Consider the following 20,564-nt stretch of genomic DNA (forward strand, 5'->3'; position numbering starts at 1 on the left):
GACGGCGCGCTCGCCCAGGCACTGACGAGGGAGCGCTCGACGGCTCGCCCGGACAGTCCGCTGGCGGCGCTGTTTTCGCGACGCGCCGCCGATTTGTCAGAGAATTGACCCGGAGCGGATCTTGCCTTAAAAACTGCTCAAGTATATTTTTTCGGGCTCCGAAAAAAATAAAGACGGGGAGGAAACCATGTATCTCGGCCTCGACTTGGGCACATCGGGCGTCAAGGCGCTGCTGATCGATGCCGGACAGAGCGTCATCGGCTCCGGCCATGGCACGCTTGATGTCTCTCGGCCACATCCCGGCTGGTCCGAACAGGATCCGCTGCACTGGATACGCGCCTGCGAGGACGCGATCGCCGAACTGAAGGCGTCCCATCCCAAGCAGTTCGCCGCGGTGAAGGGCATCGGCCTGTCCGGCCAGATGCATGGCGCGACCTTGCTCGATGCGGCCGATCAGGTGCTGCGCCCCTGCATCCTGTGGAACGATACGCGCAGCCATCTCGAGGCAGCGGCCCTCGACGCCGATCCGCGCTTCCGCGCGCTCACCGGCAACATTGTATTTCCCGGTTTCACCGCGCCGAAACTCGCCTGGGTGAAGAACAACGAGCCCGCTGTCTTCGCCAAGGTGGCAAAGGTGCTTTTGCCGAAGGATTTCCTGCGGCTTTGGCTGACCGGCGAACATATTTCCGAAATGTCCGACTCGGCCGGCACGTCCTGGCTCGACGTCGGCAAGCGCCGCTGGTCCGCGGACCTGCTCGCCGCGACATCGCTTGACGAGAGCCATATGCCAGCGCTGGTCGAGGGCACCGCGAAGGCTGGCGGTCTGCGCGCCGAACTCGCATCGCAATGGGGTATCCAGGCTGGCATCCCGATCGCCGGCGGCGCCGGCGACAATGCGGCTTCCGCCTGCGGCATGGGCACGGTCGGCGCCGGCCAGGCTTTTGTCTCGCTCGGCACGTCGGGCGTGCTGTTTGCCGCAAACGCGTCCTACCTGCCGAACCCGGCAAGCGCGGTGCACACCTTCTGCCATGCGCTGCCCGACACCTGGCACCAGATGGGCGTCATCCTGTCGGCAACCGATTCACTCAACTGGCTGTGCGAGATCACGGGCAAGGGCGCCGGCGAGCTGACATCGGAACTCGGCGAGGCGCTGAAGGCGCCGACCGGCGTGTCCTTCCTGCCCTATCTCTCAGGCGAGCGTACGCCACACAATGATTCGGCCGTTCGCGGTTCCTTCACTGGCCTCGCGCATGAATCGGGCCGCGCCGTGCTGACCCAGGCCGTGCTCGAAGGCGTCGCGTTTGCCTTCCGCGACAGCCTCGAAGCGTTGAAGACGGCCGGCACGACCTTGACGCGCGTGACCGCGATCGGCGGCGGCTCGCGCTCGCGCTACTGGCTGAAGGCGATCGCCACCGCGCTGCAACTGCCGGTCGATATCCCCGCCGACGGCGATTTCGGCGCCGCCTTTGGTGCCGCCCGGCTCGGCCTGATAGCCGCGACCGGCGCCGATCCGCTGGCTGTGTGCTCCGCGCCGCGCACGGATGCCACGATCGAACCGGACACCGGTCTGGCCGGTGCCTACGCGGATGCTTATAGCCGTTACCGGGCGCTCTACCCGGCGATCAAAGCAGTAGCCGCGTGAGTTGGCGCCAGGCACCCCCCTCTGCCCTGCCGGGCATCTCCCCCTCAAGGGGGGAGATCGGCAGTTTCACCGTAGGCGACAATTCTGCAACGTTGGTCATTGGCGAAAACAGCCAAAACAGACAATCTCCCCCCTTGAGGGGGAGATGGCCGGCAGGCCAGAGGGGGGCGCCTCGCATTCCCCTTTCCAAGTCGCCCTCACTGCGCCGGCACCTTGTCCAGGAAACCGGTGACGCTCTTCAGGCGGCCGTTCTCGATGATTCCGATATCGGTGCCTTCGATGATGGAAGGGGTGCCCTCGGGCCCGAGGTTCCAGGAGAAGCGGATTTTGTCGGCAAAGCCATCCGGCGTGCCCTTCAGCGAGAAGCGGAAGCCGGCAAAGCGTTGCTGCACACCGTCGATCAGCGCGGCGACGCCTTCATGGCCGTCACCCTGCATGAGCGGATCGCGATAGCTGACGTCTTCGGTGAAAACAGCCCTGAGCAAGGCCGCCCGGCGGTCGGCGTCGGCTTCGTTCCAGGCGATGATGTAGTTCTGGGCGATCGTGTTGAGGTCGGTCATGGTCTGTCTCCTTCGTTTGACGGTTTTGACATGACCGTTTTCGACCAGCGCCGGCGTGAAACCAATTACGCCTGAGGTAATCAGGCAAAACTATCTTGGAGAGGAAGAGAACATGAGCAGCGGCTTTTTCGGCGACATCCAGAAAATCAAATATGAAGGACCGGATTCGACCAATCCGCTGGCCTATCGCTTCTACAATCCCGACGAAGTGGTGGCCGGCAAGCGGCTGGAAGACCATCTGCGCTTTGCCGTCGCCTACTGGCATTCCTTCGCCTGGCCCGGCGGCGACCCGTTCGGCGGGCAGACCTTCGACCGTCCCTGGTTCCCCAAGGCCGGCGGCGTCGACACGATGGAACTGGCGAAACTGAAGGCGGATGTCGCCTTTGAGATGTTCTCGCTGCTCGGCGCGCCTTATTTCTGTTTCCACGACGCCGATGTGCGGCCCGAGGGAAAGGATTTCTCCGAAAGTGCGGCCCGCCTCGATGAAATCGCTGACTATTTCGCCGGAAAGATGAAGCAGACCGGGGTCAAGCTTCTGTGGGGTACGGCCAACCTGTTTTCCAACCGCCGTTTCATGTCGGGTGCGGCGACCAATCCCGATCCGGATGTGTTTGCCTACGCCGCGGCGACGGTGAAGAGCTGCATCGACGTCACCAAGCGGCTGAAGGGCGAGAACTACGTGCTGTGGGGCGGGCGCGAGGGCTATGAGACGCTGCTCAATACCGACCTTGCCCGCGAGCAGGAACAGGCCGGCCGTTTCCTGAACCTCGTCGTCGACTACAAGCACAAGATCGGCTTCAAGGGCACGATCCTGATCGAGCCGAAGCCACAGGAGCCGACAAAACACCAGTACGACTACGACGTCGCGACCGTCTACGGCTTCCTCAAGCGCTTCGGCCTGGAGAAGGAGGTCAAGCTCAACATCGAGCAGGGCCACGCCATCCTGGCCGGCCATTCCTTCGAGCATGAGCTGGCGCTGGCCAATGCGCTCGGCGTCTTCGGCTCGATCGACATGAACCGCAACGATTACCAGTCGGGCTGGGACACCGACCAGTTCCCCAACAATGTGCCGGAGATGGCGCTGGCCTATTACCAGGTCCTCCAGGCCGGCGGCTTCAAGACCGGCGGCACCAATTTCGATGCCAAGCTGCGCCGCCAGTCGCTCGACCCGCAGGATCTGCTGATCGGTCATATCGGCGGCATGGATTCTTGCGCGCGCGGCCTGAAGGCTGCGGCCCGCATGGTCGAGGACAAGGCGCTGTCGGGTCCGCTCGCCGAACGTTACGCCGGCTGGAACGGCGCCGAGGCCAAGGCGATGCTGTCGGGCAAGCGCACGCTGGAAGAGATCGCCGAGCGCGTGGTGAAGAAGAAGATCGAACCGCAGCCGCGCTCCGGCCGCCAGGAACTGCTCGAAAACATCGTCAACCGCTACGTCTGACGCTGCCTGACCGCCGGCAATCCAAGCCGGCGCACTATGCGATTCGAAAGCTTGGCGCGCGGAAACCTTTTGCGCGCCATGCTGAAACCGACGACAATGTTTTGCCCCTAAGCGCCCCTCAATCGCCCAGCTCTTGCCTTCAAACTGCCGTCACGAATCTCGTATAGATATTGCTCGTGGCGGGAGAGGAAGAAGGAGGCGAACCGATATGCAGAACGAACGTGAAATCGACGCCCTGCTCTCACCTGGCGAGGCCGGATCGATCATCGACCGGCTGATGGCAATGCCGCATCCAAAGCAGGGCGCACGCAGCACCAATGAATGGGACCGCGCCGTTGCCAGCCGCTTCGAGACCCATCTCGCGCGGCAGATGCGCTCGCAGATCGATGGCGGCAGCGACCGCCAGAATGCGGCATAAGCTCTCTTTACCTGTGCATGTCGTTGCCCCAAAACCGCTACACAGTTTTGGGCGACCTGCACTACCCCCGGCGAAGCCTGACAGGGGCTTCGCCAAAAGCTCTTGAAAATGCTCTGGAAAAGGCCGCGGCAGACGAGAACCCCGTCCGCCCGGCGATATCCGCCATGGCGATCCGCGTGTCGACCACAAGCCGGCGCGCGGCACCCAGGCGCAGCCTGAGATAATAGGCGCCCGGTGTCTCGCCGATCGACTTGCGAAAGATGCTTTCCAGCGTCCGTGCCGTCACCCCGGCGCGCCTGGCAACCGCCTCTATGGTCAGCGGCTGATCGACATGCGATTCCATCAGCCGGATCGCCTGCGCCAGCCGCGGATCATAGCCGTCGAGCCGGCCGAGCGAGACCAGCGGCTGGGCATCGGTCGCGGCCCGCGCCTGGTCGTAGATGAAGACGCTGGCGACATCGAGCGCCACCGCCATGCCGAGGCGCCTGCGAATGAGATGCAGCATCAGGTCGAAGGTCGGCGAGGCTCCGCCCGACGTGAACACCGGCCCGTCGATGACGTAGCGGTCCGGCCGGACATCGACGCCGGGGAATGCCGAGGAAAAGTCCTCCATGTCCTCCCAGTGGGTGGTGGCGCTGCGGCCTTCCAGCAGGCCGGCGCGCGCCACCAGCCAGGTGCCGGCCTCGACGCCGCCGCACGCACGGGCCGCTCGCGCCGCCCGCCGCAAAGCTGAGAGGAGAGCCGATGTCGCATAGTTTTGGGTGCCGAAGCCGGCGACGACGACAAGCACGTCGGTTGCCTCATTGGCGTCGAAACGGCCGCTGACCGCCACCGGCAGGCCGCATGTGGTGACCGGCGCCTCGCCTGTCACCGAGACCAGCTTGAAATCGAACAGGGTCTCGCCGGAAATGCGATTGGCGGCGCGCAGCGGGTCGACGGCGGAGGCCACGCACATGATCGACGAGCCGGAAAACACCAGCAACGTTACCTTGAGCGGCGTGCGCTCGGCGCGAAAGATATCCGGTTTTTCGCTTTTGATCATATCGCCTTCGTAAAACGCAAAGCAGCTTTGATCAAGTCGAGCGATGCTAGCGGCTGTTTCGAATGGGAGGAGAGTTTCGATGCCGCTTGCAATGAACCGTGAGGTCTTCATTACCTGCGCCGTGACGGGTTCCGGCGGCTCGCAGGACCGCTCGCCGCATGTGCCGCGCTCGCCCAAGCAGATCGCCGATTCGGCGATCGATGCGGCCAAGGCAGGCGCTGCCATCGTCCACTGCCATGTGCGCGACCCCGAAACCGGCAAGCCCAGGCGCGACGTGCATCTCTACCGCGAAGTGACAGAGCGCATCCGCGCGGCGGACGTCGACGTCATCCTGAACCTGACCGCCGGCATGGGCGGCGACATGGTGTTCGGCTCGCCGGAAGCGCCGCTGCCGCTCAACGAAAAGGGCACCGACATGGGCGGCGCCACCAACCGCATGGAACATGTGCGCCAATGCCTGCCGGAAATCTGCACGCTGGACTGCGGCACCATGAATTTCGCCGAAGCCGACTATGTCATGACCAACACGCCCGGCATGCTGCGCGCCATGGGCGGCATGATGACGGCGCTCGGCGTCAAGCCCGAGATCGAGGCCTTCGACACCGGGCATCTCTGGTTCGCCAAGCAGCTGGTCGAGGAAAAGGTGCTCAACCCCGACGCGCTGGTGCAGCTTTGCATGGGTGTGCCGTGGGGTGCGCCCGACGACCTCAACACCTTCATGGCGATGGTCAACAACGTGCCGTCGACATGGAACTGGTCGGCCTTCGCCATCGGCCGCAACCAGATGGCCTATGCAGCGGCGGCGGTGCTTGCCGGCGGCAATGTCCGCGTCGGGCTTGAGGACAATCTGTGGCTCGACAAGGGCGTTCTGGCGACCAATGCGCAGTTGGTCGAGCGCGCCGCCTCGATCGTCACCAATCTGGGCGCCAGAATCCTGGGGCCGGAGGAAGTCCGCAAGAAGCTCAACCTGACCAAGCGAGCGCCGATAGCGGCATAAATTATTCGCAAGGAGGGTCGATATGGCTACCGTAAAATTCACCGCGATGAAGGATGGCGACAGGCAAGACTACGAGTTCCTGACCGCCCACGAAACCGACTACGCGGCCAAGAGCGGCGAGCGGCTGCTCGACGCGCTGGTGCAGCTCGACGAGGGCCTTTCCGGCTACAAGATCACCCGGCTCGGCCATTCGCTGCAGGCGGCGACGCGCGCCTGGCGCGACGGCGCCGACACCGACTGGATCGCCTGCGCGCTGCTGCACGACATCGGCGACATCTATGCGCCCTACAATCACGACGAATACGCCGCGTCGATCCTGAAGCCTTTCGTGCGCGAACAATGTACGTGGGTGGTGGAGAAGCACGGCGATTTCCAGCGCCTCTACTACGCCCACCATCTCGGCGGCAATCGCCATGCGCGCGACCGCTTCGCCGGCCATGCCTATTTCGACGATTGCGACCAGTTCTGCGAGCGCTGGGACCAGTCGAGCTTCGACCCCGACTATGAGACGCTGCCGATCGAATTCTTCCGGCCCTTCGTCCTCGAAGTTTTCGCCCGCAAGGCCTACGACCCATCAGTCATTCGCGCCGGCGAGCGCGTGCCTCTCACCGATCCCGAAACCGCCAGGACAAGAACCGGAGCCTCTCAATGAGCATCATCAACAAGGCGGCCGCGATTGGCGGCGGCGTCATCGGCGCCGGCTGGGTGGCGCGCCTGCTCTTGAACGGCATCGACGTCTCGATCTTCGATCCTGATCCGGAGGCCTCGCGCAAGGTCTCGGAAGTGATGAAGGGCGCGCGCCGCGCCTACAAGCAGATGGTTCCCGGCGGCCTGCCCAAGGAAGGCAAGCTGACCTTCGCCAAGACGATTGCCGAGGCCGTCGCCGACGCCGACTTCATCCAGGAAAGCGTTCCGGAGCGGCTCGACCTCAAGCACAAGGTGCTGGCCGAGATCGACACCCATGCGCCCGCCAACGCCATTGTCGGTTCGTCGACCTCCGGCATCAAGCCGACCGACATGCAGGTGGCGATGAAGAAGCATCCGGAGCGGCTGGTCGTCGGCCATCCGTTCAACCCGGTCTATCTGCTACCGCTGGTCGAGATCGTCGGCGGCGACCAGACCTTTCCGGAAGCGATCGAGGTCGCCAAGGAAATCTACGCCTCGATCGGCATGAAGCCAGTCGTCATCCGCAAGGAGATCGAGGCCTTTGTCGGCGACCGCCTGCTCGAAGCCGCATGGCGCGAGGCGCTGTGGCTGATCAAGGACGGCATCTGCACGGTCGAGGAACTCGACGACATCATGCGCTACGGCTTCGGCCTGCGCTGGGCGCAGATGGGCATGTTCCAGGTCTATCGTGTCGCCGGCGGCGAGGCCGGCATGCGCCACTTCATGGCGCAGTTCGGACCGTGCCTGAAATGGCCGTGGACCAAGCTGATGGACGTGCCGGAATTCAATGACGAGCTGGTCGACCTGATCGCCACCCAGTCGGACGACCAGGCGCACGGCCTGTCGATCCGCGAGCTGGAAAAGATCCGTGACGACAATCTGGTCGCGATCATGGACGCGCTGTCGAAGCAGAACAAGGGCAAGGGCTGGGGCGCCGGCGCGCTGCACAAGGACTATACCAAGCAACTCGCCAAGCTGGCGGCGAAGAAGCCCGTGGCTTCCAAGGCGGCCGAAAGGGCCAAGGCCGCCAAGCCGGTGAAGCGGGCCGAAAAGCCGAAGAAAAAGAAGAAGGGCTGAGACCATGGATTTCGGTCTTTCGGAAGAGCAGAAACTCGTTGTCGAGACGACGCGCGCCTTCGTCGAGAACGAGCTTTATCCGCATGAACGCGAGGTCGAGCGCACCGGCGTGCTGCGCCGCGAGCTGATCGAGGAGATCAAAGCCAAGGCGATCGAGGCCGGGCTCTATGCGGCGAACATGCCGGCCGATGTCGGCGGCGCGGGTCTCGATACGGTGACCTGGCTGCTCTACGAGAAGGAGCTTGGCCGCGCCAATTACGCGCTGCACTGGACCTGCGTTGCGCGCCCCTCCAACATCCTGCTCGCCGGCACGCCGGAGCAGCGTGAAAAATACCTTTTCCCCTGCATCCGCGGCGAGAAATGGGATTGCCTGGCGATGACGGAGCCCGGCGCCGGCTCCGACCTGCGCGGCATGAAGGCGACCGCCGTGCAGGATGGCGACGACTGGGTGCTGAACGGCACCAAGCATTTTATCTCGCACGCCGATCTTGCCGATTTCGCCATCGTCTTCATGGCCTCGGGCGAGGAGGATTCACCGCGTGGAAAACGAAAGAAGATCACCGCCTTCTTCGTCGACAAGGGCACCAAGGGATTTACGGTGCGCGACGGTTATCGCAACGTCTCGCATCGTGGCTATACCAACGCCATCCTCGAATTCGACGACTGCCGCCTGCCGGGATCCCAGGTTCTGGGCGAGGTGCACAAGGGCTTCGATGTCGCCAATTCCTGGCTCGGCGCGACGCGCCTGCAGGTCGGCGCCACCTGCCTAGGCCGCGCCGAGCGGGCGCTTGGCCATGCAGTCGAATATGCCGCGCAGCGCCAGCAGTTCGGCCAGCAGATCGGCAAGTTCCAGGGCGTGTCGTTCAAGCTCGCCGACATGGCGACGGAACTGAAGGCCGCAGACCTGATGGTGTTCGAAGCCGGCTGGAAGTACGATCAGGGCACCGTCACCGACCAGGACATGGCCATGGCCAAGCTGAAGGCCACCGAAATGCTTGCCTTCGTCGCCGATGAGGCGATCCAGATCCATGGCGGCATGGGGCTGATGGATGACCTTCCGCTGGAACGCATCTGGCGCGACGCCCGCGTCGAACGCATCTGGGAAGGCACATCGGAGATTCAGCGACATATTATTTCGCGGGCGCTGCTGCGTCCCTTCGGTGCTTAGAGCATGATAGCCAAAACCGGCATCCGGCTTTGTCGGGCAAACGGGATCGTTTGTCCTGAGATCGCGCTCAAAACGAAAAGATGACCATGCATAAACTCGAACGCCTTCTGCGCCCGAAATCGATCGCCGTGTTCGGTGGCGTGCAGGCCGCCGCGGTCGTGGCGCAATCGATCAAGATGGGGTTTGCCGGCGAGATCTGGCCGGTGCATCCGACCAAGGACGAGGTCGCCGGCCGCAAGGCCTACCGGTCGGTCGCGGATCTGCCCGGCGCGCCGGACGCGGCCTTTGTCGGCGTCAACCGGCACCTGACCATCGAGGTGATCAAGGCACTCGCCGAGCGCGGCGCCGGCGGCGCCGTCTGCTTTGCCGCCGGTTTCCTCGAAACCGAGGCCTATGACGAGGATGGCGAACGGCTGCAGGCCGAACTGGTTGCCGCCGCCGGCCAGATGCCGATCATCGGGCCGAATTGCTATGGCCTGATCAACTATGCCGATGGTGCGCTTTTGTGGCCCGACCAGCATGGCGGCATCAGGCTGGAAGAGGGAGGCAAGGGTGTCGCCATCATCACCCAGTCGTCCAACATCGCCATCAACATGACGATGCAGAAGCGTGGCCTGCCGATCGCCTTCCTGATGACCGCCGGCAACCAGGCGCAGACCGGCCTGTCGGAAATGGCGCTTGGCCTGATCGAGGACGAGCGGGTGACGTCGCTCGGCCTGCACATCGAGGCTTTTGATTCGGTAGCCGGCTTCGAGCGGCTGGCGGCCAGGGCGAGAGAGCTCAAGAAACCGATCATCGCCATGAAGGTCGGCCGTTCCGAACAGGCGCGGCAAGCAACCGTCTCGCACACCGCCTCGCTTGCCGGGTCGGACGCTGCTTCCGGTGCCTTCCTGAAGCGGCTCGGCATCGCGCGTGTCGATTCCATCCCCGCCTTCATCGAGGCGCTGAAGCTGCTGCACATCACCGGCCCGTTGCCTGGGTACAGGCTCTCATCGATGAGCTGTTCGGGCGGCGAGGCGTCGGTCATGGCCGACAGCGCCGAAGGGCGCTGGGTCAACTTCCCGGTGCTGACCGACAGCCATCGCGCCCATGTCAAATCGACGCTCGGGCCGCTGGTCGCGGTGGCCAATCCGTTGGACTACCACACCTTCATCTGGAACAACGAGCCGGCGATGACGGCCACCTTCACCGCCATGGTGTCGGGCGGCTTCGACCTCAACATGCTGGTGCTCGACTTTCCGCGTCCCGACCGCTGCTCGGTGACCGACTGGTGGGCGACGCTGCGCGCCTTCGAATCGGCGCTGAAGACCAACAGGGCACATGGCGCCATCGTCTCCTCGCTGCCGGAGAACCTGCCGGAGGAATACACGGCCGAACTGATGACGCGGGGCATGGTGCCGCTGTTCGGCATTTCCGAGGCAATGGACGCCGCGCAGGCGGCCGCCTTTATCGGTTGGGCCTGGCGCGAGCCACAGGCACAGCCGGTCGACACGAGGGCTGCCGGCGCATCCGACGTGCCGCGCGTCACACCTGACGAAGCCGAAGCCAAGGCGCGGCTGATCAAGGCCGGCCTTTCCGTGCCCAAGGGCGAACGCGCCGGCAATGCGGTCGAGGCGGTGATCTCGTCCATGGCGCTCGGCTTTCCGGTTGCCCTGAAGGCTCTTGGCGTAACCCACAAGTCCGAGGTCGGCGCCGTCAGGCTAAACCTCAAGGACGCCGAATCGGTCAGCACGGCAGCGCATGACTTGCTGCCGCTCGGCACCGGGCTCTATGTCGAACGCATGGTGCGCGACGGTGTCGCCGAACTGATCGTCGGCTTCACCCGAGACCCGATGTTCGGCGCTGTCATGACGCTGGGCACCGGCGGCGTGCTGGTCGAGTTGCTGCGCGACAGCGTCACGCTGATGCTGCCGGCGACCCGCGACGACATAGAAGCCGCACTGCGCGGGCTGAAACTGTTCCCGCTGCTCGAAGGCTATCGCGGCCGGCCGAAGGCCGACGTCCAGGCCGCCATCGACGCCATCGCGGGGATTGCCGGCTTCGTGCGGGAGAATGCCGGCGAGATCGAGGAACTCGACATCAATCCGCTGATCGTCTGCACGGAAGGCAAGGGCGCCTGGATCGCCGACGCGCTGCTGGTGCTGGGAGAGAACAAGAATGTCTGACGTCATTTCGACCCGCCGCGAAGGCACCATCCTCGAGGTCACGCTCGACCGTCCCAAGGCCAATGCGATCGACCTGAAGACCTCGCGGCTGATGGGCGAGACGTTCAAGGCGTTCCGCGACGATCCGGAACTGCGCGTCGCCATCGTCAAGACCGCGGGCGACAAGTTCTTCTGTGCCGGCTGGGACTTGAAGGCGGCCGCCGGCGGCGACGCGGTCGACGGCGACTATGGCGTCGGCGGCTTTGCCGGCTTGCAGGAATTGCGCGACCTGAACAAGCCGGTCCTCGCTTGCGTCAACGGCATGGCGGTGGGCGGCGGCTTCGAGCTGGCGCTGTCCTGCGACCTCATCTATGCCTCCGATCATTCCTCCTTCGCGCTGCCCGAAATCCGCGCCGGCACGCTCGCCGACGCGGCGACGATCAAGCTGCCGAAGCGCATCCCCTACCATGTCGCCATGGACCTGCTGCTCACCGGCCGCTGGATGGATGTCGCCGAGGCGCATCGCTGGGGCCTGGTCAACGAGGTGCTGCCCAAGGAAAAGCTCGAGGACCGCGTCTGGGAGATCGCCCGCCTGCTCGCCAGCGGCCCACCGCTGGTCTTCGCAGCGATCAAGGAGACGGCGCGGGTGGCGGAATCGTTGACCTTCCAGGATGCGATGAACAAGGTGACGCGGCGGCAGTTGCCGACCGTCGATGCGCTGTATGGCTCGGAGGACGGTATGGAAGGGTTCCGTGCTTTCGCGGAGAAGCGCGAGCCTGTGTGGAAGGGGAAATAACTCGGAGATGATGGCGCCAGGCGCCCCCCTCTGCCCTGCCGGGCATCTCCCCCTCAAGGGGGGAGATCGAATGTCGCCCTGGCTTTCGCCAACTTCCAACGTTTCCAGAAGAGCGCTGTCGGCAACACCGCCAATCTCCCCCCTTGCGGGGGAGATGTCCGGCAGGACAGAGGGGGGTGCCTGGGCTCAACCTTGGCAGCCCGCCCCGCACCCATGACCGACTACGCAAAACTCCTAGACGCCGAGACTTGGGCCTTCATCGAGCGGACCAATTCCTATTATCCCCCCGACACGATCGACTACACGATCGCGCGGCAGCGCGAGATCTATGATCGCATGTGCCGCGAGTTCTTTGCCGGCTATCCGCAAGGCGTGACGGCCGAGACGACCGCCATCGCCACACCTGCCAACAACATCCCAATCCGCATCTATCGCAACGCGACGCCGGACCGTGCCGCCATGGTGCTCTATATCCATGGCGGAGGTTTCATCCTCGGCGGCCTGGACAGCCACGACGATGTCTGCGCCGAGCTTTGCGGCCGCACCGGTTATGAGGTGGTCTCGGTCGATTACCGGCTGGCGCCGGAGCATCTACACCCAGCCGCTTTCGACGATGCGATGACCGCCTTCGAATGGGCCGCGGGGAGCTCCGACCGCCCGGTGGTGCTGTGCGGCGACAGCGCCGGCGGCAACCTTTGCGCCGCCGTTGCGCACGCGACGCGTGGCCATGCGAAAAAGCCGGTCGGCCAGGTGCTGATCTATCCCGGTCTCGGCGGCGATCGCTCGCGCGGCTCCTATGTGACGCACGCCGAAGCGCCGATGCTGACGGTGCGCGACCTTGAATTCTACAAGCACATCCGCACCGGGGGCGTGGACCAGACCGGTGACATCACGCTGTCGCCGCTGGCCGATGCCGATTTCACCAACCTGCCGCCGACCGTGCTGATGACCGCCGAGTGCGACCCGCTGTCATCCGATGGCGAGGCCTATCGTGACCGCATGGTCGCGGCGGGCGGGCGCGCCACCTGGTTCGAGGAACCCGGCCTGGTGCACGGCTATCTCAGGGCCCGGCACAGCGTCGGCCGTGCCCGCGCGAGCTTCACCCGCATCGTCGACGCGGTGGCGACGCTCGGAAAGGGCGGCTGGACCTGGTAGGCGCCAATGGGCTGTCTCGTTCAGGAGGCCTTGGCCAGGAAACTCTGATAGTCCGATTTCGCCTGCAGCAGGCGCAGCACGTTCTCGCGCGAACCGCGCACATGGGCGCGCGCCAGCGTTCCGGCGCGGCGAGCGTCGTTTGCGCAGATCGCCTCGACGATCTCGGCATGCTCGTCGCGGGCGATCTTCCATTCGTCGAGCCACAAGAGTTCGGTCCAGACATAGTGCTGGCACTTGTCGAGGATGCCGCACAGCATGCCGTGCAGCATCGCATTGCCGCTGATTTCGGCAATGACGCGGTGCAGATCGATGCCGACCTCCAGTTCCTGGAATTTTTCGCGCGTGGTGCGATCGGGAATGGCGGCCAGCCGCTCGCACTCGGCCAGCATGGCACGCAGCCGCGCCTTGTCCTTCTCCGTGGCAGCCGCCGCCGCCAGTTCGGTCGCATGACCGTCGAGCAGTTCGCGGATGTCGAAGGCCTCGCGGAACATGTTGATGTCGAACTCGGTGACGGCATAGCCCTGGCGCGGCCGGCCGGTGACCAGTCCGTCGCGCTCCAGCCGGTTGAAGGCCTCGCGCACCGGCGTGCGGCTGACATTGAGTTTGGCCGCGATATCACTTTCGGTGACGCGCGAGCCCGGCGGAATCTGGCCGGTCACGATCATCGCCTTGAGCGCGGAATAGACCGAGTCGCGCAGCGTGTTTTTTGTTTCCTTGGCCAAGTTCCGTTCCCAGTTCTCCGGCTTCTTTAGCCGAACATTGCCTCGTTTGTAGTCGCAGTCGGCGCAATTTGCCACGCCCTGCGGCACCGTCCCATCGCGTCGAATTGATCGTGCTCGCCGGAGTTGACAACACCGATCTCTCGGTTACATTCGAAATTGTATACAAAATCGCATGCCAAATCAAAAACAAATGGGAACACCGGTCGGAGAACCGAAATGAACAGGAACTTTAGAACTTTCGCGATAGCCGGCCTCATTGCCTCCGTGGCAGTGCCTGCCCTCGCCGCCGACACCATCACCGTCGCCTCGTGGGGCGGCACCTATCAGGAAGCGGAAACCAAGGCCTTCTTCAAGCCGACCGCCGATGCGCTCGGCATCACCATCAAGGAAGACACCACCAACGGCCTCGACGACGTGCGCCTGCAGGTGACCGGCAATGCCGTCAAATGGGACATCACCGAGCTGGGCGCCGACGAATGCGCGCGCGGCTCCAAGGAAGGGCTGTTCGAAAAGCTGGATTACAGCATTATCGACAAGAGCGGCATCAACCCCAAGCTGGTGCATGACGACTGGGTCGGCATTTCCTACACCTCCGTCGTGCTGATCTATCGGACCGACGTCTTCGGCGACAAGGGCCCGAAGACCTGGGCCGACTTCTGGAACGTGGAGAAGTTTCCGGGACGGCGCGCGCTGAGCAGCAGCCAGGCGACGGAGACGCTGAGCGTCGCCGCACTCGCCTCGGGCTTGCCGATCGACAAGGTCTATCCCGTCGACATCGACGGCGCGCTGAAATCGGTCGACAAGATCCGTGGCCATGTCGATGCCTGGTGGACCTCCGGCGCCCAGGCCATGCAACTGGTGAAGGATGGCGAAGTCGATATGGCCAGCATCTGGAACGGCCGTGCCGGCACCCTGAAGAAGGCAGGCGCGCCGGTCAGCTTCTCGTTCGACCAGGGCGTGCTCACCGCCGACTGTATGGTCATCCCCAAGGGCGCCAAGAACAAGGAAGCGGCGATGAAGGCGCTGGCGATGTTCGTCAGCCCGCAGTTGCAGGCCAATCTGCCGCTCTATGTCGACAATGGGCCGGTGAACGAGAAGGCTTTCGAGACCGGCAAGATCCCGCCCGAGCGGATCAAGGACATCAACTCCGCGCCCGAAAACGTCAAGAAGCAGGTGTTGCAGGATGCCGAGTTCTGGCGCGACACCCTCGTCGAGGCGACGGAAAAGTTCAACAATCTGATCCAGCAATAGGCCGGAACCCTGACATTGCGGGGCGGCGCAAACGCCGCCCCCTTCAGTCTCTGCCCAGGAGAAAACGATCTTGTCCATTGCACCATCCGCGCTGCCGATCAGCATGCGCCGGATCGAGAAACGATTTGGCAGCGTGCCGGTGCTGCGCGACCTGAATCTCGATGTCGAGGCCGGCGAGTTCCTGACGCTGCTCGGGCCTTCCGGATCGGGGAAGACGACGCTGCTGATGATCCTGGCCGGTTTCGTCAGAGCCAATGGCGGGAGCATCAAGGTTGGCGGCGACGAGATCATCACCACGCCGCCGCACAGGCGCAATATCGGCATGGTGTTCCAGAACTATGCGCTGTTTCCGCATATGAATGTCTTCCACAACATCGCCTTTCCGCTGAAGCAGCGCGGCGTCGCGGCAGCCGAAACGGCGCAGCGGGTGGAGAAGGTGCTGGAGCTGGTGAAGCTGCAGGGGTTGGGCGAGCGCCGTGTCGACCAGCTCTCCGGCGGCCAGCGCCAGCGCGTGGCCCTGGCGCGCGCCATCGTCTTCGAGCCGCGCATCGTCTTGATGGACGAACCGCTGTCGGCGCTCGACAAGGGTCTGCGCGAGCATATGCAGATCGAATTGCGCGCGCTTCATCGCCGTCTTGGCATGACGACGGTCTATGTCACGCACGACCAGCGCGAAGCCATCACCATGTCGGACCGTATTGCCGTGATGAACGCTGGCCGCATCGAACAGCTCGACAAGCCCGAAACCCTCTATGCCGCGCCGAAGACGCAATTCGTGGCCGGTTTCATCGGCGAATCGAATTTCATTCCCGTCGAGTGCCGCAACGGGTCGGTCTGGTATCAGGACAGGCGAATCCAGACCGGCGCACCGACACCGCCGGCGGGTCGGCATCTGATGGTGGTGCGACCGGAGAAGTTGCGGCTGGTCACCGCGGACGAGCCGTCGACCGACATCAATGTGCTCGATGCGACGGTCAGCGATATCATCTACCAGGGCGACAGTTTCGTCTGCTATGCCAGCCTGAGTGACGGCCGCCAGCTGACGTTGCGCGATTATTGCCGCAGCGATGTGCTGGCCAGAATGCCGGCGCCCGGCCAGCCGATCACGCTCGGCCTCGATGCAAAGGACACGATCCTGGTGGCGGCCGAGGGATGAGCGCGTTATCCGCCCTGCTGAAAGAGATCGCCGGCCCGGCGGGGCAGGATTTGAACGCGCAAGAGCTACGCGCCGATGCGCGGCGGGAGTCACTGCGGCTGCTGGCGCTGCTGGCGCCGAGCCTGTTTCTCGTCTGCGCCATCATCATCGTGCCGATCGGCTGGCTGTTCTGGCTGTCGCTGTTCGACGAGACCGGCGCCTTCAGCGCCGCCAACTACGCACGCTTTTTCGAGCAGGCCTCCTACATCAGGACCTTCATCACCACCTTCAAGGTCGCCTTCATCGTTACCGGCGCCTGCGTGCTGCTGGGCTATCCCCTGGCCTACATGCTGTCGCAGCTGCCGCGCCGGGCCGCCTCGATCTGCCTGATCTTCGTCATCCTGCCGTTCTGGACATCGGTTCTGGTGCGCACCTATGCCTGGCTGGTGATCCTGCAGCGCAAGGGCCTGATCAACAGCTGGCTGATCGACCTCGGCGTGATCAGCCAGCCGCTGTCGCTGGCCAATAATTTTTCAGGCGTGGTCATCGGCATGACGCACATATTGCTGCCGTTTCTCGTTTTGCCGCTCTACGCCTCGATGAAGACCATCGACACCGACTGCCTGCGCGCCGGCATGAATCTCGGCGCCGGCCCGGCCGCGACCTTTAGGCAGATCTTCTTTCCGCTGTCGCTGCCCGGCCTCGCCTCGGGCGTGGTCATCGTCTTCGTGCTGTGCCTAGGCTTCTTCGTCACGCCGGCGCTGATGGGCGGCGGCAAGGTGGTGATGTGGGCGATGCGGATGGAACAGACCACCAGCCTCTATTCCAACTGGGGCGTGGGTGCGGCACTCGGCGTGGTGCTGCTGGTGGTCACGCTGGCTCTTCTGGGCCTGTTCCAGTGGCTGCTCGGCGCGCGCGCCACCGGCGTATGGAGTTCGCGATGAGCGGAGATATCGGCCTGCCGATCTCGCACCGGCAACGCCTGTGGCTCTACGGCCTCGGCGGCCTCGTGCTGTTGTTCCTGATCGCGCCGTCGGTCATCATCGTCATCATGTCGTTTTCGGATTCCACGCTGCTGCAATTCCCGCCGCAGCAATGGTCGCTGCGCTGGTACCAAAGCTACTTCCAGTCGCTGGAATGGCGCGACGCCACCATCGTGTCGGTGAAGGTCGCTGTCATGACCGCGCTGGTGGCGACGCCGCTCGGCACCGCGGCGGCCTACGCCATCAACAGGGGCACGCTGCGCTTCAACGGCACCATCAACGCGCTGCTCACGGCGTCGCTGATCATCCCGGTGATCCTTGTCGGCATCGGCACCTTCTTCCTCTATGCGCGCATCGGCCTCAACAACACGCTGACCGGCCTTGTCATTGCCCATACGGTGCAGGCGCTGCCGCTGGTGGTGCTGACGGTGCTGTCGGGCCTGCGCTCCTACGACATGAACCAGGAGCGCGTGGCGCGCAGCCTGGGCGCGGGACGCATCGCTGCCTTCTGGCAGGTGACGATGCCGCAGATCCGCTTCTCGATCGTCTCGGGGGCGCTGTTTGCCTTCATCACCTCCTTCGACGAAGTTGTCGTCTCGCTGTTCATCTCGGGCGGCGAGACCACCACCTTGACGCGCCGCATGTTCAACGCGCTGCGCGACCAGATCGACCCGACCATCGCCGCCATCTCGACCTGCCTGATCGTGCTCTCGGTTCTGCTGTTGTCGCTGGCGCAGATCTTCGGCCGCCGGCATTGATTTCATCGGACCCATTCGCTTCAAGTGACCCTAGGGATATCCAGACCAAAATGCGTGATTTCCAGTTTCCCGGCCGCTCGCCGGTTCGTGCCACGGAAGCCATTGCCGCGACATCGCACCCGCTCTCGACGCTGGCGGCCATCGAGATGCTGCGCGCCGGCGGCAATGCCATGGATGCCGCCATCTGTGCGGCCGCCGTGCAGGGCGTGGTCGAGCCGCAATCGACCGGGATAGGCGGCGATTGCTTTGTCCTCTACTGCCCCAAGGGACAAAGCGAGGTGCTGGCTTTCAACGGCTCCGGCCGGGCGCCGGCGGCCGCGACCGTCGACTGGTATCGCGACAAGGGTTTTAACGAGCTTCCGAAGCAGGGGCCGCACGCGGTGACAGTGCCAGGCGCCATCGACGCCTGGTGCCGACTGCTTGAGGATCATGGCAGCAAGAGCTTGGCCGAAGTGCTGGCGCCGGCGATCCACTATGCCGAGAACGGCTATGTCGTGCACGACCGCGTCGCCTTCGACTGGGCCGACCCGGAGACCGATCTTTCCGCCGACGAGCATGCCGCGCGCATCTTCCTGCCCGGCGGCACCGCGCCGAAGGCCGGCGACGTGCACCGCCAGCCGGAACTCGGCGCCACTTTGCGGATAATCGCAAAGCACGGCCGCGCCGGGTTCTACGAAGGCGCGGTCGCCGGCGACATGGTGCGCCGGCTCAAGGAATTGGGCGGACTGCACACGGCCGAAGATTTCGCCATGACCCGAGGCGACTATGTGGCGCCGGTCAGCGTCAGCTATGGCGGCCATGAGATTCACCAGATGCCGCCGAACAACCAGGGGCTGACGGCGCTTTTGATGCTGAACGTGCTGTCGGGCTTCAAGCTCGGCGGGCTCGACCCCAACGGCGCCGAGCGCCTGCACCTGGAGATCGAGGCCGGGCGGCTGGCCTATCGCGACCGCGACCGTTTCGTCGGCGACCAGGACCGTATCCCGGTGCCCGTGAGGGAGCTTCTGTCGGCCGCTTACGCCGAGCGGCTGCGCGCCGAGATCGACCGCGAGCGCGCCATGACCCATCTGCCTGACGTCCAGTTGCCGGGCAGCGATACGGTCTACATCTCGATCGTCGACCGCGACCGCAACGCGGTCTCCTTCATCAACTCGACCTATTACTCCTTTGGCAGCGGCGTCGTCGGTCCGAAGACCGGCGTGGTGCTGCAGAACCGCGGCTCGAGTTTCCGCCTCGATCCGGCGCACCCCAACGCCATCGCGCCCGGCAAGCGGCCGATGCACACGATCATGCCCGGCATGGCGACAAGAAACGGCCGCGTGGTGATGCCGTTCGGCGTCATGGGCGGCGGCTACCAGCCGTTCGGCCATGTCCATCTTTTGACCAACATGATCGATTTCGGCATGGACCCGCAGCAGGCGCTCGATGCCCCCCGGGTGTTCTACGTCGACAGCATGGTGGAAGCGGAGCGCAACGTGCCCACCGAGGCGATCGAAGGCCTACGCCGGCGCGGCCACGCCATCACCGAGCCGCACCATCCGCTCGGCGGCGGCCAGGCGGTGCTGATCGACTGGGAAAAGGGAACGCTGACCGGCGCGTCGGACCCGCGCAAGGATGGGATGGCGCTGGGGTATTGAGGTTTACGGCAGGATGATTGGTCGCAGCCTTTGAAAGCCGGGGTTTCCTCTCCTCTACAACGTGGGGGGTCCTAAGGACGGACGAGACCCGTGGCTCGCCCCGGCATGGTGGCTCGGCGAAGCCGAGACGGAGCGGGGGCGGCGCCAACGTCGACTGGACTTTCACAAGCACTCGTCTGAAACATAGCCGGTGACCATGACCCAGACCCACACAGACCTCTCCCGCCGCCTCGTGGCCGGCGCCGACGACGCGCCGGCCATCCTAGCACCCGACAGGCCCACGCTCACCCATGGCGGCCTGCGCGCGCTGATCAAAGCCACAGCCACACAGCTGCACGCGCTCGGTATCGGCCGGGGCGACAGGGTGGCGATCGTGCTGCCGAACGGGCCGGAGATGGCAACGGCCTTCGTCGCCGTGGCGGCCACCGCTTCGACGGCGCCGCTCAACCCCGCCTACCGGGCCGACGAGCTCGATTTCTACCTGACCGACATCGGTGCCAAGGCGATCCTCGTCGCCGAGAACGAGACTGGCCCTGCCGTGACGGTGGCCGGGCGCCTCGGCATCGGCGTGCTGCGGCTCATCGTGCCGCCGGACGCGCCAGCCGGCAGTTTTGCCATCAAGGGCGCGGCGGTCGGCCAGCAAGCGGCGCCCGCCATGGCTGGGAACGACGACGTCGCCCTGCTGCTGCATACGTCGGGCACCACCTCACGCCCCAAGCTGGTGCCGCTCAGCCATGCCAATGTCGCGGCCTCCGCCCGCCATATCGGCGCGACGCTTGGGCTGACGGCGGATGACCGCTGCCTCAACATCATGCCGCTGTTCCACATCCACGGCCTGATCGCGGCGGTGCTGTCGTCGCTGGCATCGGGCGGCAGCATCTACTGCACGCCGGGCTTCAACGCGCTGCGCTTCTTCCAGTGGCTGGGCGATGCGAAACCGAGCTGGTACACCGCCGTGCCGACCATGCACCAGGC

General features: G+C 64.6%; 19 protein-coding genes. 16 read left to right on the forward strand and 3 right to left on the reverse strand.

From position 1 onward, the window contains the following. The first annotated feature begins 187 nt into the window (after positions 1 to 187). The gene (gene xylB, locus O7A61_RS22765) at positions 188 to 1,642 is read left to right on the forward strand and encodes a xylulokinase (protein ID WP_337131715.1); all 1,455 of its coding nucleotides are present in this window, start codon (positions 188 to 190) and stop codon (positions 1,640 to 1,642) included. Positions 1,643 to 1,839: 197 nt separating this feature from the next. Here xylB and O7A61_RS22770 read toward each other — a convergent pair whose 3' ends face one another. Beyond that, entirely contained in the window at positions 1,840 to 2,202 is a 363-nt protein-coding gene (locus O7A61_RS22770; RefSeq protein ID WP_337131716.1) for a nuclear transport factor 2 family protein, read from the reverse strand. A gap of 112 nt (positions 2,203 to 2,314) precedes the next feature. Here O7A61_RS22770 and xylA point away from each other — a divergent pair, with 112 nt between their 5' ends. Together xylA and O7A61_RS22780 are read left to right on the forward strand one after the other, a co-directional pair. Then, a complete protein-coding gene (gene xylA, locus O7A61_RS22775; protein WP_337131717.1) occupies positions 2,315 to 3,640 on the forward strand; it encodes a xylose isomerase in 1,326 nt (441 codons plus the stop codon). Between the two features lie 208 nt (positions 3,641 to 3,848). Further along, positions 3,849 to 4,058, forward strand: a complete 210-nt coding sequence (locus tag O7A61_RS22780; RefSeq protein WP_027142450.1) for a hypothetical protein — start codon at positions 3,849 to 3,851, stop codon at positions 4,056 to 4,058. Positions 4,059 to 4,119: 61 nt separating this feature from the next. On the opposite strand, the gene O7A61_RS22785 is transcribed toward O7A61_RS22780, so the two are convergent. After that, positions 4,120 to 5,100: a GlxA family transcriptional regulator gene (locus tag O7A61_RS22785; RefSeq protein WP_337131718.1), complete on the reverse strand. Its 981-nt coding sequence runs from the start codon at positions 5,098 to 5,100 to the stop codon at positions 4,120 to 4,122. 79 nt (positions 5,101 to 5,179) lie between these two features. On the opposite strand from O7A61_RS22785, the gene O7A61_RS22790 reads away from it, so the two are divergent. From O7A61_RS22790 to O7A61_RS22820, 7 genes are all read left to right on the forward strand, one after another. After that, positions 5,180 to 6,097 (forward strand): 3-keto-5-aminohexanoate cleavage protein, encoded by a 918-nt coding sequence (locus O7A61_RS22790; protein WP_091586279.1) that lies wholly within the window; start codon positions 5,180 to 5,182, stop codon positions 6,095 to 6,097. A gap of 22 nt (positions 6,098 to 6,119) precedes the next feature. Further along, the gene (locus tag O7A61_RS22795) at positions 6,120 to 6,749 is read left to right on the forward strand and encodes an HD domain-containing protein (protein ID WP_337131719.1); all 630 of its coding nucleotides are present in this window, start codon (positions 6,120 to 6,122) and stop codon (positions 6,747 to 6,749) included. After that, on the forward strand, positions 6,746 to 7,840 hold the full coding sequence (locus O7A61_RS22800; RefSeq protein ID WP_027142454.1) for a carnitine 3-dehydrogenase: 1,095 nt from the start codon (positions 6,746 to 6,748) through the stop codon (positions 7,838 to 7,840). Before O7A61_RS22795 ends, O7A61_RS22800 begins: the two co-directional genes overlap by 4 nt. 4 nt (positions 7,841 to 7,844) lie before the next feature. Further along, positions 7,845 to 9,008 carry an acyl-CoA dehydrogenase family protein gene (locus O7A61_RS22805; protein ID WP_337131720.1) on the forward strand — a complete coding sequence of 388 codons (1,164 nt, stop codon included), beginning with the start codon at positions 7,845 to 7,847 and terminating at the stop codon, positions 9,006 to 9,008. An 86-nt stretch (positions 9,009 to 9,094) separates the two neighbouring features. Then, entirely contained in the window at positions 9,095 to 11,173 is a 2,079-nt protein-coding gene (locus O7A61_RS22810) for an acetate--CoA ligase family protein (RefSeq protein WP_337131721.1), read from the forward strand. Further along, complete coding sequence (locus tag O7A61_RS22815; protein WP_027142457.1) at positions 11,166 to 11,948, forward strand: carnitinyl-CoA dehydratase; 783 nt, start codon at positions 11,166 to 11,168, stop codon at positions 11,946 to 11,948. Before O7A61_RS22810 ends, O7A61_RS22815 begins: the two co-directional genes overlap by 8 nt. 213 nt (positions 11,949 to 12,161) lie before the next feature. Continuing rightward, positions 12,162 to 13,103 (forward strand): alpha/beta hydrolase, encoded by a 942-nt coding sequence (locus O7A61_RS22820; protein ID WP_337131722.1) that lies wholly within the window; start codon positions 12,162 to 12,164, stop codon positions 13,101 to 13,103. 20 nt (positions 13,104 to 13,123) lie between these two features. Here the strand turns inward: O7A61_RS22820 and O7A61_RS22825 are convergent, their stop codons facing one another. Next, on the reverse strand, positions 13,124 to 13,825 hold the full coding sequence (locus tag O7A61_RS22825; RefSeq protein WP_027142459.1) for a GntR family transcriptional regulator: 702 nt from the start codon (positions 13,823 to 13,825) through the stop codon (positions 13,124 to 13,126). Between the two features lie 216 nt (positions 13,826 to 14,041). On the opposite strand from O7A61_RS22825, the gene O7A61_RS22830 reads away from it, so the two are divergent. From O7A61_RS22830 to O7A61_RS22855, 6 genes are all read left to right on the forward strand, one after another. After that, a complete protein-coding gene (locus O7A61_RS22830; RefSeq protein ID WP_337131723.1) occupies positions 14,042 to 15,076 on the forward strand; it encodes an ABC transporter substrate-binding protein in 1,035 nt (344 codons plus the stop codon). A 70-nt stretch (positions 15,077 to 15,146) separates the two neighbouring features. After that, the gene (locus O7A61_RS22835; protein WP_337131724.1) at positions 15,147 to 16,232 is read left to right on the forward strand and encodes an ABC transporter ATP-binding protein; all 1,086 of its coding nucleotides are present in this window, start codon (positions 15,147 to 15,149) and stop codon (positions 16,230 to 16,232) included. After that, positions 16,229 to 17,155: an ABC transporter permease gene (locus O7A61_RS22840; protein ID WP_337131725.1), complete on the forward strand. Its 927-nt coding sequence runs from the start codon at positions 16,229 to 16,231 to the stop codon at positions 17,153 to 17,155. Before O7A61_RS22835 ends, O7A61_RS22840 begins: the two co-directional genes overlap by 4 nt. After that, the gene (locus tag O7A61_RS22845; protein ID WP_337131726.1) at positions 17,152 to 17,952 is read left to right on the forward strand and encodes an ABC transporter permease; all 801 of its coding nucleotides are present in this window, start codon (positions 17,152 to 17,154) and stop codon (positions 17,950 to 17,952) included. Before O7A61_RS22840 ends, O7A61_RS22845 begins: the two co-directional genes overlap by 4 nt. Before the next feature lie 50 nt (positions 17,953 to 18,002). Next, the gene (ggt, locus tag O7A61_RS22850; RefSeq protein ID WP_337131727.1) at positions 18,003 to 19,589 is read left to right on the forward strand and encodes a gamma-glutamyltransferase; all 1,587 of its coding nucleotides are present in this window, start codon (positions 18,003 to 18,005) and stop codon (positions 19,587 to 19,589) included. Positions 19,590 to 19,785: 196 nt separating this feature from the next. After that, positions 19,786 to 20,564, forward strand: a 779-nt coding sequence (locus O7A61_RS22855; protein ID WP_337131728.1) for an AMP-binding protein, incomplete at its 3' end; no start/stop codon positions are given.

This window comes from Mesorhizobium sp. Cs1321R2N1, from assembly GCF_037179725.1.
In the GTDB taxonomy this organism is placed as follows: domain Bacteria; phylum Pseudomonadota; class Alphaproteobacteria; order Rhizobiales; family Rhizobiaceae; genus Mesorhizobium; species Mesorhizobium salmacidum.